The organism is Stenotrophomonas sp. PA-6-5C (genome assembly GCF_021605635.1).
GTDB lineage: Bacteria > Pseudomonadota > Gammaproteobacteria > Xanthomonadales > Xanthomonadaceae > Stenotrophomonas > Stenotrophomonas lactitubi.
In genome coordinates this window covers 37038-51043 of record NZ_WKEE01000038.1, presented here as the reverse complement: position 1 = coordinate 51043, position 14006 = coordinate 37038, and the positions used below count along the sequence as shown (strand labels likewise).

Sequence of the window (14006 nt, the reverse complement as noted above, 5' to 3'; positions counted from 1 at the left end):
GGTCACTGATACCGTCGCCTTTCACCTCTTTCATCTCGATTGAAAAGCTTTCGATGATGCAGATAAGAGAAACGTTGTCATTGTCCGAGACTTTGAGAAAAGACCCAACACGAAGAGACTCCCCCGCTGCTTGAAAGTTCAAAAGATCATCGACGGCCACACGAACCTTGTTGGGGTAAACGGCGACAACCTCGGCATTGGCGACTTCCTCAGTCATAGTTCGTCCTCAGATAATTTTATTGATTGTGGAGATGCTGCTAACGGGGATCGAATACATCCGACTCTTTGGACCCGGCATAGCCATGGCTGCTGGGCGTTCCAGGAAGAAATCATAGATGTGGCACAACTTCCGTCCCACTCCGTTGAGAGCTTCCAGCAGTTGGTCAACGTCTTCGACAAAACGAATTTCGATCTGGTGTACTTCGGTCTGCGGGCTCTGAACGTGATCGTTGCGAAAGGGCGATCCGCGATATGGGTAACCGTCTACGAAAACGGTTCCAGTATCGAAAAGCTCATTTTTTACTTGCAAGATGAGTGTTTCATCCGCGCCGCGTAGCAGGATGAATGGCGCGTAGCGCTCGGAATTCTGGATGCGGCGCTTTTTAGCAGAACTCCAATTATTACCAATTGCTCTGAGTTGGTCGCAGATGACCGAGCCGTCAGTCGCCCCATCACATTCGATGATGAAAACACGGGCGATTCCTGCGCCGTTCGTGAGCGAGAAGTACAGGCGTTTAATATGCTTCGCGTACTCGCTTGCATCCTTCTCCCGGAGAAGCCAACGATTATGGATAGCTTGAGCACCTTTGAGCAGTTCCTGCAGATCACGACGGGTGACCTTACGGTCGTTGTGATCTTTTTTGGTGGCAAGTGTTGCGATGTAGTCGAAGGCCATTGGATAGTGAAAACCTTCGGCCTCAACCCCTGAGACGCTTTGGTTTTTCCGTATTGCCTCAATGACGAGCCTGCGATGTTCAGAAAATTCCTTCGAGATTTGTATGCTGAAGCTCTTGCAGAACGCCTCAATTAGCCTATCTGGCGCGGCCATGCCGTCGAGCAAAGACTTCTTTTCGTAGGATTTTGTACCGTCAGCGGCCTTCACTTCCTTTCGGTATTCCATCACCGACTTGAAGCGCTCGACGGAAAGCTCACCAATATCGATCTTTACTTCTGAAAAGTGCCCGTACAGCAGGTATTTTCGGCCTGCCCGCTGTGCTTCTTCGAGCCCGTGGAAATGAACAAAGAGCTTATGCAGGGGGGCACGCAGTACCGAGTCTGTCAGGTTCTGCTCCGCGTAGTACTTCACCTGGCCGTAAATGACGCTTTCATCGGTGTAGCGGTCGAAGTCTTCAATTCCCTCGATAACGATTTCATCGCTCAGGTCCGCGTTTAGGATTTCGAGCAAGGCAGCGTCAAGTTGGTAAAAATACCCTCTGATCGAAGCTGTCGCTTCGCGTTTCTTGTCTACCTCCAGCATCCTCGCCTCCAAATTAATCCCTTTTGGCATGATAGGAAAACAAGAGAAAGCTGATCGTCAGCAGTCGCTGCAAAACAGACCTTCAATTGCATTTTTTGAACTTTTGCACCTGGCCAATAGCGGACATTATAGAATTTTGCGCATATTTTTGTTACTTCTACCCATCTCCCTTTCTAAACCCACGATCCCCCGCCATGAACGCCTCCAGCATGTGCGGGATCAGCGTAGTGGCATCCACCGCCTCGCCATACGCCTGCGCGTGCAGCGCAGCGTAACGATCGAGGTCGGCTTTCAGGCTGGCCGGGCAAGAGAAGGTCAGCTTCGTGACTTCATGGCGAGGCAGAGGGCCAAGCCGCAGTTTTTTGGTCGTGTTCATCGCGAAGTCCCTTTGTTGAAAAAGAGCGGCTGATAGGGCCGCAGCACCAGATCGCGGTTGACGATGATGCGCACCGGCAAGCCCGGGCGGCTGGTCAGTGTGGGCTGGATGTTGAGGTTGCGCCGGGTCACCTCCTGGCCGACCTGGTTCACGGTGTCCTGCAGGCTGTCGCGCCCAGCGATGATGACGCGATCGCCATCCTGACGGTTCTCCGGCGCGGCCAGTTCGGCTCCCACACCCAGCAGCGTGGTCAGCACGGCCCCTGCAAAGATCCGATCCCAGTGCCAGTCCACGTCGTCTTCCAGGCCGGCATAGCCCGCCGGGTCGGTGCCGACCAGGTTGTCGAGCGTGAGCGAAGACGTGTCCGGCAGGGTGATGCGGTTCCACACCACTTGCACGCGGCTCTGGCCGTAACTGACCTGGCTGTTGTATTTGCCCAAGATGCGCGAACCCTGAGGGATCAGCAGGAACTTGCCGGTGGCCGTGTCGTAGATCGGTTCCGTCACCGTGGCGATCACGTCGCCAGGCAGGTCGGATTTGATGCCCGTGACCAGTGCCCCGGCAATGACGGTTCCAGCCATCACCTGATACGGCGAGGTGGGCATTTGCAGGTTGCCGGAGTTACGGGTTTCCGTAGAGCCGCCTGCCAGGAACGCCTCTTTCTGGTCTTGCCGGTTCTGCACGGCAGTCGGATCAGCAGGCTGGGCCGCCGTCGAGGCCGGGCCAGCGGCCAGCGGATCGAAAGCGGCATTGGCGGCAAAGCCCGGCGCGGCAGCGACCTGCGACTGCGCCACGGGCGCGGCCTGCGGGGAGCCGGTACGGAAGAACACCGATGAAGCTGCCGCCGCTTCTTCTTCCTTGCGCAGCGCATCGTTGGGGTCGTAGCCGGGCGCGGCATAGGTGGCGGCGACAGGCTGCTGCGAGTTCACGATGGCCGGGCCAAGATCGCCCGGCAGCGGTGGCCCCAGTTCCGGCACGTCAAGCGGCAGCGCTGGCAGCTTGGAATAGTCTGTCGGCAGCGCATCCAGCCCTTCAGACTTCGACACGCGATCCACGTTGTACAGCTCGGTGGATTCGCCCGCGCCGCGTTGCTGCGGTTGCAGCGACCAGATCAGTGCGCCCATCACGCCAACCGACAAGCCGCCGGCGAGGATCGCCAGCGTGCGCCGGTTCAGGCGCGTGACCGGGCGTGGTTGGGCGCGCAGCGCCACCGCCTCGGGTGCCACCTTGTCCACCTGCGGCGCGGCAAGGTCGGGAGTATCTTCCTGGCTCATGATCAGTTCCTCCCACTCCTTGATACGACGCCATCGGTGCGCTCGATGCGCACCACGTCGCCCTTGTCAGCCCCCAGGCGCAGTTCGGCCGCACCGAACAGCCGATCCACGATGTAGTACGGCGAGCGGAAGCGGTAATTGACCAGTTGCCCATCGCCCTGAGCACCGATCACGAACAGCGGCGGCAACTCACCCTGGGCGATGCCCGCCGGAAACTGGATATAGACCTTCTCGCCATCATCGAAGGCCCGCAGCGGCTTCCACGGCGGATTGCTGCCGCTGATCGCGTAGCGAAAGCGGATGTTCTCCAGCGACAGGCCCGCATCGATTGGCGCGGCAGCGTTGGCAGCCTGTGCCTGGCGCTGCAAGGCCAGCATCCGATCCTTGGGGTAGTCCCAGGACACCGACGCCATCCATGCCTTGTCGGTCGAAGTCAGTTCCAGCAGGTACGTCCTGCGGCTGGTGGTGATGACGAGATTGGTCTTCAAGCTGGAACGGATAGGTTTGACCAGCACATTGACGCGCAGCTCGGCACCGCTGCCGCTGGAGGTGTCACCCACGATCCAGCGCACGGTATCGCCCGCAGCCACCGTCACCAGTTCCTCGCCGGGCTGGAGCGCGATCACAGTCACGCGGCCTACGGACGCATAGACCTGGTAAAGCGCACCATCGGTGAACGGCCAGACTTGAATCGCATTGACATAGCCCTCACGGGTCGGCGCGATCCGTGCTTCGGCATTAGCGCGGGAGACGCGCACCTTCTCGTCGGCGGACTCCGGCGTGGTCGGGGCCGCATCAACGTCCGGCAGCGGCTTCAACTGTGCGGGCAGTGCTAACGGCTCCGGCACCGCCACGACCTCGATGGGCGTGGGCGGCTCGGGCAATGGCTGCGCCTGCACCGGCTCATCAAGCGAGATCACCGGCGGCGGTTTGCCCTGCGTGGCGCAGCCCGCAAGGCCCAGAAGGATCAACGGCAAAGCGTAAAAACGGAAAGGCACACTCATGGCTTTACTCCTTCAGAAGAATCCAGTTCACGGCTCCACGACAGGCCATTGACGTAGATGCCCAGTGGGTTGCGGCGCAGGCGTTCTTCGGTGCGCGGGGTCTGCTGCACGATGGACACCACCGCCGTCCATCGCTCCAACCCGGCAGCCGCGCCATTGACGTAACGGCGTTCCGTCCAGCGCACGTTGAACGACGCATCGCTGGCACGAACCACACTGGTGATCTGCACCGTCACCGATTCCTTGCCGATGCGGGCGAACGGGTCATTGGTGCGCGCATAGTCGTTGAGTACCGCCGCGCCCCGGTCAGTGGTGTAGTCGTAGGCATCGAGCCAGTTCTGGCGCACAACGATTGGGTCGATGGACAGCGAGCGCACCAGCGTCACGAAGCGCGCGATGTGGTGCGCCGTCTGCGCATCGGTGGGCCGGTACGGCGTGGCCGCTTCGCCCACGGTGCGCACCTGACCGGACTGATCCACCTCGATGACATAGGGCGTGACGATGGACTGGGCCGAGCGCCACACCAGGCCACCGGCCATCAGCAGCGCGAGCACCAGGCAGCCGAAGGCCATCAGTCGCCAGTTCTTCGCCTGCACACGGGCTGAGCCGATACGCTCGTCCCAGACCTGCGCAGCAGCTTGATACGGAGTGGCAGGCTGCGGCGTATCGGCATAGCGCACCTGCGGTCGTTTGAATCGCATGGAGTTCTCCTTGAAAGTCAGCTATCGGAATCGCGCAGGCTCGGGCCTTGGCCCGAACCGCCGCCGTCGCCACCGCGCAGCGTGTGCGCGGCCGTGGTGGTGGCCTGGGTGAGTTGTTGGCGGCGTTGCAGGCGCTTGGCCCAGCCGGGTTGTTCCTGCTTCTGCGCGTTGGCATCGCCAGCGGCGGTTTGCCCGGAACTGGCAGCGCCACCGCCGGAACCACCATCGGTGCCGGAGCCTTGCCAGCCTGCTTTGAATGGCGCGGCAGCCTTGGCTGCCGCCGCTTTGATGCCTGCACCGGCGCGTTGGCCTGCCGCCTGTGCGCCGCCCTTGGCGACACTGCCCAGCCCTGCCATCGCGCCTTTGGCTCCGCCGCCCGCAGCGGCAGAACCGGCCTGGAAAGCCGACTTCGCGCTGCCCGCCGCCGAAGTAGCGGCCCGCGCGCCAGCCCCGGCGAGCTTGGCGGCAGCCGGTGCCATGCGCGCCCCGGCCATCACTGCACCGCCCACGCCGGTGGCGGCGGCACCTACGGCAACCGCCGCGCCTGCGGCACCAATCGCAGCACCGGCCATCGCGCCTGCGCCAAGCTGCGGCGCGCCGGATACCAGGCCCGTGGCAATGCCCGGCCCGAAGATTCCCAACGCCAGCAGCGTGAGCGAGGCCAGCATGATGACCACCGCATGGTCGATGGACGGCTCGGCTGGATGCACCTGGAACTCGGCGAACAGGCCCGAGCCAATGCCGACGATGACGGCCAGCACCAACACCTTGATGCCCGAGGACACCACGTTGCCCAGCACCTTTTCGGCAAGAAAGCTGGTCTTGTTCCACAGCGCGAACGGCACCAACACGAAGCCCGCGAGCGTGGTCAGCTTGAACTCGATCAGCGTGATGAAAAGCTGGATCGCCAGCACGAAGAAGCACAGGATCACCACCGCCCAGGCCAGGAACATGACCACGATGGGCGTCATGTTCACGAACACCTCGGGGAAGCCCGCCATGTCACTGATCTGCTCAAGGATCGGCGCGGCTGCGTCGATGCCGGTCTTGGCCAGGCGTCCCGGTTGCAGGAATTCGCCCATGCTCATCGTCGAGCCGCTGGCCGTCAGGCCCAGGCCTGCGAACGAGCGGAAGACGATGCTGGCCAGCCAGTTGAAGTTGTTGATGATGTAGGCGAAGGCGCCGACGTAAAGCACCTTGCGCAGCAGTTTGGCGATCACATCATCGCCCTGGCCGGTGGCGTGGCTCATCGCCCAGTACAGCCCGGCGATGGTCATGTCGATGACGATCAGCGTGGCGGTAAGGAACGCGACTTCGCCCTGCAGCAGCCCAAAGCCCGAGTCGATGTAGCGCGAGAAGGTAGCGAGAAATCGGTCGATCACTGTCACGTCGTTCATGGCACGTCCCTCTCGAAGGGCATGGCGTCCTGGTCACTGGCGGGCGTGTCGAAGCTCGGCGGGATCGGCGGCAGATCGGCCAGTGTGCGGAACTCGTCAGGCCCGGTTTCACCGGAGAAGAAGCGCCGCCGGAAGGCTTCAGCCGCTACCAGGCAAGCGTCTTCGCCTGCCGTCGTCCTGTCGGCTGCACACTGCGCACGCAAAGCCTTGAGTCGCACGGGATCGGCGGCCAAGGCAGCGGCCAGGTCGTCGGTCGGCTGCTGGCTGCAAGCAACCAGCAGCACGGGCAGCAGCAAGAAAGCGCATCGCATGGCCGTCTCCCTTCAGTTGCCGTAGAAATCCACGCGCAGCGGCGTGTAGGGCGTGCCATCACCCAAGAAGCGGCGCGTCACTTCACGGCCACGTTCGACAGCCGCCGCCTGGCGTGCCAGTTCCAGCGCTGCGGCGCGTTCCTGCGTGATCTGGAGCTGCTGCGCCTGGATGGACTGCTTGGCCTGCAAGGCCAGAAGCTGGTTGGTCGCCTGCATGGCTTGCAGCGCGCCGGTGGCGGACTGGCTCTGGCTCACGAGGTCGGCCAATGCGCTTTCGTCTTGCGCCAAGTTCTGCGACACCTGCGCCTGCATCCGCATCGCGGTGTGCAGGCCGTTCAGCGTGTTCTTCCAGCGCTCCTGCGCGTCGCGCAGCATCTGGTCGCCGCTGACGGTCGCGGCGTACTGCTCCGGGTACAGCCGGGCGAAGGTGGCATCCATGCTCTGCACGTCGTAGGCCAGGCCGCGAGCCTCGGCGATCAGCCGCTCGGTGGTCGCCAACGTCGAGCGCAGGCGATTGACGATGTTGAAGTCCAGATTCGCCAGATTGCGCGCCTGGTTCATCAGCATCTGCGCTTCGTTCTGAAGCTGGTTGATCTGGTTGTTGATCTGCTCCAGCGTGCGCACGGCGGTCAGCGTGTTCTGCACGAAGTTGGACGGGTCGAACACCGTCAGCGCGGATGCAGGCTGTGAGGCCAGCAGCGATACCGACAGCACGGCGGCGAGCGAGACGGACAGCAAACGGGGTTGGGTCTTCATGGTGAAACCTCCGGTCGTTGAGAAGCGAGGAAGGACGCTGCTGCCGGTGAGGACGGCAGCAGGTCGGCGGCCCAATCGAGGCCGCGATGGCGCAACCAGGCACCGGCGAAGCCCGGTGTGCCTGCCTCCAGCAGCACGCGATCCATGTCACGTTGGTCTTGCGGGGTGGATGCACCCGCGAAGGCCAGCGTGGCTGGCCCCAGGTCGAGGTCGAACAGGCGATTTCCCAGGCGTGATTGGTAGTAGTAGTCGCGCTTGGGCTGCGCGGTCGCCACGATCTCGATCTGGCGCGAGTTCAGCCCGAAGCCTTCGTAGATCGTGCGGATCTGCGGCTCGGTGGTCTGCGGATTTGGGAGAAAGATCCGACTGGCGCAGCTTTCGATCACTGCCGGGGCAATGCTCGAATCCTTGATGTCGGCCAGCGACTGGGTGGCAAAGATGACGCTGACATTCTTCTTGCGCAGCGTCTTGAGCCACTGGCGAATGCGGGCGGCGAACACCGGGTCATCAAGGAACAACCAGGCTTCATCAAGGATCAGCAGCGTGGGCGCGCCGTCGAAGCGTTCATCGAAGCGGGCGAACAGGTAGCCCAGCACAGCCAGCACCGCCGCCTTGCTGTGCATCAGCTCTTCCATCTCGAAGCCCTGCACGCTGCCGGAACCCAGCCGGTCGGCATCGGCGTCCAGCAGCTTGCCGTGGGCACCGCCCAGCACATAGGGCGCGAGCGCCTGGCGCAGTGCGTTCGATTGCAGCAGCACCGACAGGCCCGTCAGCGTGCGCTGCTCCACCGGTGCACCGGCGAGGCTGCCCAGTGCCGACCAGATCGCGGCCTTCTCGTCCGGGCCGATGGCGACACCTTCATGCAACAGGCGGCCTTCCACCCATTCGGCCGCCCAGGTGCGGTAGCCCTCGTGGTCGATGCGGGCCAATGGCTGGAAAGCAATCGCCCCGTCATTGCCCAGGTCGTAATGCTCGCCGCCGAGTCCCAGGATGGTGGCGCGCATCGAGCGGCCCATATCGAAGGCGAAGATGCGTGAACCGGGATAACGGCGGAACTGCATCGCCAGCGTGGCGAGCAGCACCGACTTGCCCATGCCGGTCGGCCCCGCGACCAGCGTGTGGCCCACGTCGCCGATGTGCGTCACCAGCCGAAACGGCGTCGCGCCATCGGTGCGGGTGACAATCAGCGGCGGGCCATCCAGATGCGCGTTCTTCTCTGGGCCGGCCCACACGGCAGACAGCGGCATCATGTGCGCCAGGTTCAGCGTCGAGACGATGGGCTGGCGCACATTCGCGTAGGCGTTACCGGGAATGGACGACAGCCAGGCATCCACCGCATTCAAGGTTTCAGGGATGGTGACGAAGCCGCGCCCCTGAATGACGCGCTCCACCATGCGCAGCTTTTCATCAGCTACGGCGGCATCCGTGTCCATGACGGTGACGGTGGCCGTCAGGTAGCCGAAAGACACCTGATCGCTTCCCAGCTCCTGCAAGGCGGCATCGGCATCGGCGGCCTTGTTGTTGGCGTCGGTATCAACCAGCGGGCTTTCCTGCTGGAATACGGTTTCGCGCAGCAGCGCGACGACGTTCTTCCGTTTGGCGAACCATTGGCGGCGGAGGCGGCCGAGTTCTTTTTCTGCCTCGGCTTTGTCCAGGCACAAAAAGCGCGTGCTCCAGCGGTAGCCAAAGCCCAGGCGGTTGAGGTCGTCGAGAATCCCCGGCCAGGTCGAGGTCGGGAAGCCCCGCGCCGACACCACGCGCAGGTGCTGGTCGCCCAACATGGGAGCCAGACCACCGACCAGCGCCGAATCGGCCAGCAGCGCGTCGAGGTGGAAAGGCACTTCGGGCACGGCCAACCGGTAGCGTCGCGTCGAGACCGTGGCGTGCAGGTAGGTCAGCGTCTGCGCGTCATCCAGCCAGGCGATTTCCGGCATCACGCCATCGAGCAGGTCGAAAACCCGATCGGTTTCCGCCACGAAGGCATCGAGTCGGCCCCGCCAGTCCACGCCATCGCCCGGCGCATGCTCGTAGAGCAGCTTGGCCGCACGGGCGCGCGATTCCTCCGGTGGCAGGTAGGCCAGGGTCAGGTGATAGGCGCTTTCATAGTGATGGCCAGATTCCTCGAAGGCCGCGCGGCGTTCTTCTTCCACCAGCCAAGACAGCGGTTCGGGAAACTCGGAACATGGGTAGCCCGCCGCTGCGCGGCGCTCGGCCTCGATAAACAAGGCCCAGCCTGAACCCAGACGGCGCAGTGCGTTGTTGAGCCGAGCCGACGTGGCGATCAGCTCGCCTTGCGTGGCGCTGTCCAGATCCGGCCCACGAAAGCGGGCCGTGCGCTGGAACGAGCCATCCTTGTTCAGCACCACGCCCGGCGCGATCAGCCCGGCCCAGGGCAACCAATCGGCCAGCAGCGCGGGCCGCTGGCGGTATTCGGCAAGGTTCAGCATGTCGGTTTCTCCCTATGCGTCCAGCAGCGGCTTGTGCTTGATGTGCCGGGCGAAGACCTGCATGAACTGCGGATCGACACGCGCACCCCAGACCGCCAGCGAATGGCCTGCGATCCACAGCACCACACCGGGAATCCAAAGCTGCAGGCCCAGCCCGACGGCGGCGGCCAGCGTGCCGTTGGCGATTGCCACGGTGCGCGGCGCACCGCCCAGCAAGATCGGCTCGGTCAGCGAGCGATGCAGCGGCACTTCAAAGCCCGGAAGATCTGTGGCCGTGCTCATACGACGGCCCCACCTGAGAAGCTGAAGAACGACAGGAAGAAGCTCGAAGCCGCGAAGGCGATGGACAGGCCGAAGACGATCTGGATCAGCTTGCGAAAGCCGCCACTGGTATCGCCGAAAGCCAACGCCAGGCCGGTGGCGATGATGATGATCACCGCGACGATGCGGGCGACTGGCCCCTGGATGGATTCGAGAATGGATTGCAGGGGACCTTCCCACGGCATCGAGGAACCGGCGGCCTGCGCAGTACCCGCCAGCAACAACATCAACACGGCGAGTAGCAGCCCTTGCCCTGCGGGTCGGGCCAGGCGGCGCAACCGCGCCATGCTGGACAGGCGAGAAAACGGATTTACGGAAAGACGGAAAGCATCAACGTGCGTCATGGCAGTTCTCCAGGTTGGTCAGTGGTCAGGGAAGGCGCAGCGGCAGCGGCTGCAAGAGGAACCGGCGGCAACTCGGGAAGCGGCGCTTCCAGTGCATCCGCCAGGCGGTAGCCCGCGCCGTCGAAACCGACGACGCGAGAAATGGTTTCGACGTGGCGTTTGCGGCCACGGCCTGCGATGTGGATCACCACATTGACCGCCTCGGCGATCAGGGCGCGGGGCGGATTCACCGCGACTTCAAGGATCAGTTGCTCTAGGCGCAGCAGTGCGCCCAAGGCAGAGCCGGCATGGATGGTGGCGATGCCACCGGGGTGGCCCGTGCCCCAGACCTTCACCAGATCCAGAGCTTCGCCGCCGCGCACTTCGCCGACGATCACGCGATCCGGGCGCAGCCGCATCGTGGCGCGCACCAGTTCCTGCATCGACACCACGCCTGCGTGGGTGCGCAGCGGCACATGGTCACGGGCCGCGCATTGCAGTTCGATGGTGTCTTCGAGCACCAGTACGCGGTCGCCGGTGGCGGCGATCTCGGCCAGCAAGGCATTCGCCAGTGTGGTCTTGCCGGTACTGGTGCCTCCGGCGATCAGGATGTTCTGCCGCTCACGCACGGCATGACGCAGGAACTCGGCCTGCCCTGCGCTCAGGATGCCGTCGGCCACATAGCGATCCAGACCGATGATGCTCACGGCACGCTTGCGCAGCGCAAAGGCCGGGCCGGGTGCGGCGGGCGGCAGGATGCCCTCGAAGCGTTCGCCGGTTTCTGGCAGTTCGGCGGTCAAGAGCGGTTGGCCGCGATGCACCTCCGCGCCGACATGGGCGGCGACCAGGCGGATGATGCGTTCGCCATCGGCCTCGGGCAGTTCGACGCCCAGCGGTGCGCGGCCAGAGGACAGCCGATCCACCCACAATGTCCGGTCGGGGTTGAGCATCACTTCCACTACGTCCGGGTCTTCCAGCGCGGCGGCAATCACCGGCCCCATCGCCGTGCGCAGCATCTGGATGCGGCGATCCTGGGACGCCGCAGCGGATGAACGCGGTTCGGGCGGGATTTGAGGAACGGCACTCATGGCGTACGCTCCGCTGTGCGTTCATGGGCGGCTACCATCGCCGCCGCGTCATCCATGCGCATGCCGAACTCACGATCTTGGGAGTGCAGCTCTTCCACCACGTCGCGCACCAAGCTGCGGCCACGCAGCAGGTGGCGGCCCAACTGTTCGACGAATTGCTCGAAGCGCGCCTTGCCCTGGGCGCGGGCTGCATCCTGATGGGCTTCGGGCACCGGCGTGCTGACGATCAGGAAGTAGCGGATGAACAACGCCAGCGTTTCTATCTGGATGTTCTGATCACGCTCCAGACGCTCGGCCTGCCGCGACAGGCGGTCCAGCCGTTTGGCGATGGCGGCCTCGCGCTGGTCGCCCGCGTCTGGCGACAGCCAGGACGCCAGCGCCGCCGCGACGATGGACGACTTGGACACGCCTTTCTTGGCGGCCAGTTCATCGAGCCGCTTGGCGTGCTCATGCTGGATGAACAGGTTCAATCGGTATTGGCTCATAGGTCGATTCCGTCGTTGGGGTCGAGAGATGCCAGCCGCGCCGTGCGTTGCAGAGCGGGATCGAGCTGGCCGGGAAGCAGCTGGGGCATGTCGTCGTCATCGAGCAGCGACAGATCGCTGGTCGTGGCATCCATCTCGGGGGCATAGGCGATGGCTTCGGACAGTTCGGGCTGACGGCGGGGGCCGCCGTCATCGGTCGAACCCAGGGTCTCCAGGTCATCGGCGAATGCCGTGGCCGGTGCCGCAGGAACCGCAGGTATTGCCAGGTCGCTCCAGTCGTCAGGTCGTACCGGCGGCACATCGGCATAGCGGCCTGCTGCCACCGCAGGCGGCGGTAATACCCGTTGCTTGAAATTGGCGTCGGCGAAGTAGCGCAACTTCTTCGCCTTGATCGGCGCGACGCTGGACACCATCACCACCGCCTCATCGGTCGGTAGCTGCATCACTTCGCCTGGCGTCAGCAGCGGACGTGCCGTTTCTTGGCGCGACACCATTAGATGGCCGAGCCACGGTGCGAGCCGGTGGCCTGCGTAGTTGCGCTGGGCGCGCAACTCAGTGGCCGTGCCCAAGGTTTCGGAAATGCGTTTGGCCGTGCGTTCGTCGTTGGTGGCGAAGGTCACACGCACATGGCAGTTGTCCAGAATCGAATGGTTCTGGCCGTAGGCTTTGTCGATCTGGTTGAGCGACTGGGCGATCAGGAAGCTACGGATGCCATAGCCCGCCATGAAGGCCAGCGCCGTCTCGAAGAAGTCCAGCCGACCCAGCGCTGGGAACTCGTCGAGCATCAGCAGTAGCTTGTGGCGGCGCTCGATGCCGTCGGAGCCATCCAGCGATTCGGTGAGCCGTCGCCCGATCTGGTTGAGGATCAGCCGGATCAGCGGCTTGGTGCGGCTGATGTCCGAAGGTGGCACCACCAGATACAGCGACACCGGATACTCGGATGCGATCAGGTCGGCGATGCGCCAGTCACAGCGCGAGGTGACTTCGGCCACCGTCGGATCGCGGTACAGGCCGAGGAAGGACATGGCGGTGCTCAACACGCCCGAGCGTTCGTTGTCCGACTTGTTCAGCACTTCTCGGGCAGCGGATGCGACGATCGGGTGAGGTGCATCACCCAGGTGCTTGGTCGTCATCATCCGATGCAAGGTCAGCTCGAAAGGACTGGCCGGGTCGGAGAGGAAATTAGCAACGCCGCGCAGCGTCTTGTCCTCGCCGGCATAGAGCACGTGCAGGATGGCCCCGACCAGCAGCGCGTGCGAAGTCTTCTCCCAGTGATTGCGCTTCTCCAGCGCGCCTTCGGGATCGACCAGGATGTCCGCGATGTTCTGCACGTCGCGCACTTCATGCGCGCCGCGCCGGACTTCCAGCAGTGGGTTATAGGCTGCCGACTTCGCATCGGTAGGGTTGAACAGCAGGCAATGCGAGAAGCGCGAGCGCCAGCCTGCTGTGATCTGCCAGTTCTCGCCTTTGATGTCGTGGATGACTGCGGACGCGGGCCAGGACAGCAGCGTCGGCACCACCAGGCCTACGCCCTTGCCCGAGCGCGTGGGCGCGAACGTCAGGACGTGTTCCGGGCCTTCATGGCGCAGGTACTGCCCGGCATGCAGGCCGAGAAAGACACCAGCAGGCTGCGTGAGCCCGGCCTTGCGAATGTCGGCGGCATTGGCCCAACGTGCCGAGCCATAGGTCGTGACCAGGCGCGATTGCCGCGAGCGCCACACCGACATGGCGATGGCGACCGCCACGGCCAGTAGGCCGCTGCCCGCCGCGATCATGCCGCCAGTGTCGAAGACCTGCGGCGCGTAGGCGTCGAAGAAGAACCACCACTCGAACAGCTTCCACGGGTAATAGACCGGCGTGCAGTACAAGTCGAACCAGGGCGAGCCCAGGCGTAGCTGATAGCCCAATGCGGCGGCTGTCCATTGCGTGGCACCCCACACACCGGCGATCACAATGCCGAACACGGCGGCGATCTGCCCGAACAACACACCCTGAGCTTGCATACCCTGGCCTCCGATTTCTCCTGCGCTGATTCCCCGTGGAAAA

Annotated in this window: 15 protein-coding genes; all 15 read right to left on the bottom strand. The window is 63.6% G+C overall.

Annotated features, from left to right (window positions below; genetic code table 11):
- Positions 1–217 (bottom strand): hypothetical protein (locus GIW57_RS16050; protein ID WP_236511922.1); only part of this gene is annotated, 217 nt, incomplete at its 3' end.
- Between the two features lie 9 nt (positions 218–226).
- The gene (locus tag GIW57_RS16045) at positions 227–1477 is read right to left on the bottom strand and encodes a DUF4297 family anti-phage-associated protein (RefSeq protein ID WP_043154937.1); all 1251 of its coding nucleotides are present in this window, start codon (positions 1475–1477) and stop codon (positions 227–229) included.
- A 157-nt stretch (positions 1478–1634) separates the two neighbouring features.
- Positions 1635–1853, bottom strand: a complete 219-nt coding sequence (locus GIW57_RS16040) for a DUF2274 domain-containing protein (RefSeq protein ID WP_043154934.1) — start codon at positions 1851–1853, stop codon at positions 1635–1637.
- Positions 1850–3127: a TrbI/VirB10 family protein gene (locus tag GIW57_RS16035; RefSeq protein ID WP_060494918.1), complete on the bottom strand. Its 1278-nt coding sequence runs from the start codon at positions 3125–3127 to the stop codon at positions 1850–1852. The genes GIW57_RS16040 and GIW57_RS16035 overlap by 4 nt, the downstream gene beginning before the upstream one ends.
- Positions 3128–3129: 2 nt before the next feature.
- Positions 3130–4131 (bottom strand): P-type conjugative transfer protein TrbG, encoded by a 1002-nt coding sequence (trbG, locus tag GIW57_RS16030; RefSeq protein WP_169898573.1) that lies wholly within the window; start codon positions 4129–4131, stop codon positions 3130–3132.
- Positions 4128–4832, bottom strand: a complete 705-nt coding sequence (gene trbF, locus GIW57_RS16025; RefSeq protein WP_034074286.1) for a conjugal transfer protein TrbF — start codon at positions 4830–4832, stop codon at positions 4128–4130. Before trbF ends, trbG begins: the two co-directional genes overlap by 4 nt.
- A gap of 17 nt (positions 4833–4849) precedes the next feature.
- On the bottom strand, positions 4850–6229 hold the full coding sequence (gene trbL, locus GIW57_RS16020; protein ID WP_034074288.1) for a P-type conjugative transfer protein TrbL: 1380 nt from the start codon (positions 6227–6229) through the stop codon (positions 4850–4852).
- Positions 6226–6540 carry a hypothetical protein gene (locus tag GIW57_RS16015; protein ID WP_043154922.1) on the bottom strand — a complete coding sequence of 105 codons (315 nt, stop codon included), beginning with the start codon at positions 6538–6540 and terminating at the stop codon, positions 6226–6228. Before GIW57_RS16015 ends, trbL begins: the two co-directional genes overlap by 4 nt.
- 12 nt (positions 6541–6552) lie before the next feature.
- Positions 6553–7296, bottom strand: a complete 744-nt coding sequence (trbJ, locus tag GIW57_RS16010) for a P-type conjugative transfer protein TrbJ (protein ID WP_060494920.1) — start codon at positions 7294–7296, stop codon at positions 6553–6555.
- Positions 7293–9743, bottom strand: a complete 2451-nt coding sequence (trbE, locus tag GIW57_RS16005; protein WP_169898571.1) for a conjugal transfer protein TrbE — start codon at positions 9741–9743, stop codon at positions 7293–7295. Before trbE ends, trbJ begins: the two co-directional genes overlap by 4 nt.
- A gap of 12 nt (positions 9744–9755) precedes the next feature.
- Complete coding sequence (locus tag GIW57_RS16000; protein ID WP_003462917.1) at positions 9756–10025, bottom strand: VirB3 family type IV secretion system protein; 270 nt, start codon at positions 10023–10025, stop codon at positions 9756–9758.
- A complete protein-coding gene (locus tag GIW57_RS15995; protein WP_003462919.1) occupies positions 10022–10408 on the bottom strand; it encodes a TrbC/VirB2 family protein in 387 nt (128 codons plus the stop codon). The genes GIW57_RS16000 and GIW57_RS15995 overlap by 4 nt, the downstream gene beginning before the upstream one ends.
- A complete protein-coding gene (gene trbB / locus GIW57_RS15990) occupies positions 10405–11475 on the bottom strand; it encodes a P-type conjugative transfer ATPase TrbB (protein WP_003462920.1) in 1071 nt (356 codons plus the stop codon). The genes GIW57_RS15995 and trbB overlap by 4 nt, the downstream gene beginning before the upstream one ends.
- Positions 11472–11960 carry a ribbon-helix-helix protein, CopG family gene (locus GIW57_RS15985; RefSeq protein ID WP_034075567.1) on the bottom strand — a complete coding sequence of 163 codons (489 nt, stop codon included), beginning with the start codon at positions 11958–11960 and terminating at the stop codon, positions 11472–11474. The genes trbB and GIW57_RS15985 overlap by 4 nt, the downstream gene beginning before the upstream one ends.
- A complete protein-coding gene (locus GIW57_RS15980) occupies positions 11957–13963 on the bottom strand; it encodes a conjugal transfer protein TraG (RefSeq protein WP_003462945.1) in 2007 nt (668 codons plus the stop codon). The genes GIW57_RS15985 and GIW57_RS15980 overlap by 4 nt, the downstream gene beginning before the upstream one ends.
- Between the last annotated feature and the right edge of the window lie 43 nt (positions 13964–14006).

Coding starts and splice junctions, on each gene's coding strand:
- GIW57_RS16040 (WP_043154934.1), bottom strand. CDS start 1,853: ATGAACACGACCAAAAAACTGCGGCTTGGCCCTCTGCCTCGCCATGAA.
- GIW57_RS15980 (WP_003462945.1), bottom strand. CDS start 13,963: ATGCAAGCTCAGGGTGTGTTGTTCGGGCAGATCGCCGCCGTGTTCGGC.
- GIW57_RS16035 (WP_060494918.1), bottom strand. CDS start 3,127: ATGAGCCAGGAAGATACTCCCGACCTTGCCGCGCCGCAGGTGGACAAG.
- GIW57_RS15985 (WP_034075567.1), bottom strand. CDS start 11,960: ATGAGCCAATACCGATTGAACCTGTTCATCCAGCATGAGCACGCCAAG.
- trbJ (WP_060494920.1), bottom strand. CDS start 7,296: ATGAAGACCCAACCCCGTTTGCTGTCCGTCTCGCTCGCCGCCGTGCTG.
- trbE (WP_169898571.1), bottom strand. CDS start 9,743: ATGCTGAACCTTGCCGAATACCGCCAGCGGCCCGCGCTGCTGGCCGAT.
- GIW57_RS16000 (WP_003462917.1), bottom strand. CDS start 10,025: ATGAGCACGGCCACAGATCTTCCGGGCTTTGAAGTGCCGCTGCATCGC.
- GIW57_RS15995 (WP_003462919.1), bottom strand. CDS start 10,408: ATGACGCACGTTGATGCTTTCCGTCTTTCCGTAAATCCGTTTTCTCGC.
- trbG (WP_169898573.1), bottom strand. CDS start 4,131: ATGAGTGTGCCTTTCCGTTTTTACGCTTTGCCGTTGATCCTTCTGGGC.
- GIW57_RS16015 (WP_043154922.1), bottom strand. CDS start 6,540: ATGCGATGCGCTTTCTTGCTGCTGCCCGTGCTGCTGGTTGCTTGCAGC.
- trbL (WP_034074288.1), bottom strand. CDS start 6,229: ATGAACGACGTGACAGTGATCGACCGATTTCTCGCTACCTTCTCGCGC.
- trbB (WP_003462920.1), bottom strand. CDS start 11,475: ATGAGTGCCGTTCCTCAAATCCCGCCCGAACCGCGTTCATCCGCTGCG.
- trbF (WP_034074286.1), bottom strand. CDS start 4,832: ATGCGATTCAAACGACCGCAGGTGCGCTATGCCGATACGCCGCAGCCT.
- GIW57_RS16045 (WP_043154937.1), bottom strand. CDS start 1,477: ATGCTGGAGGTAGACAAGAAACGCGAAGCGACAGCTTCGATCAGAGGG.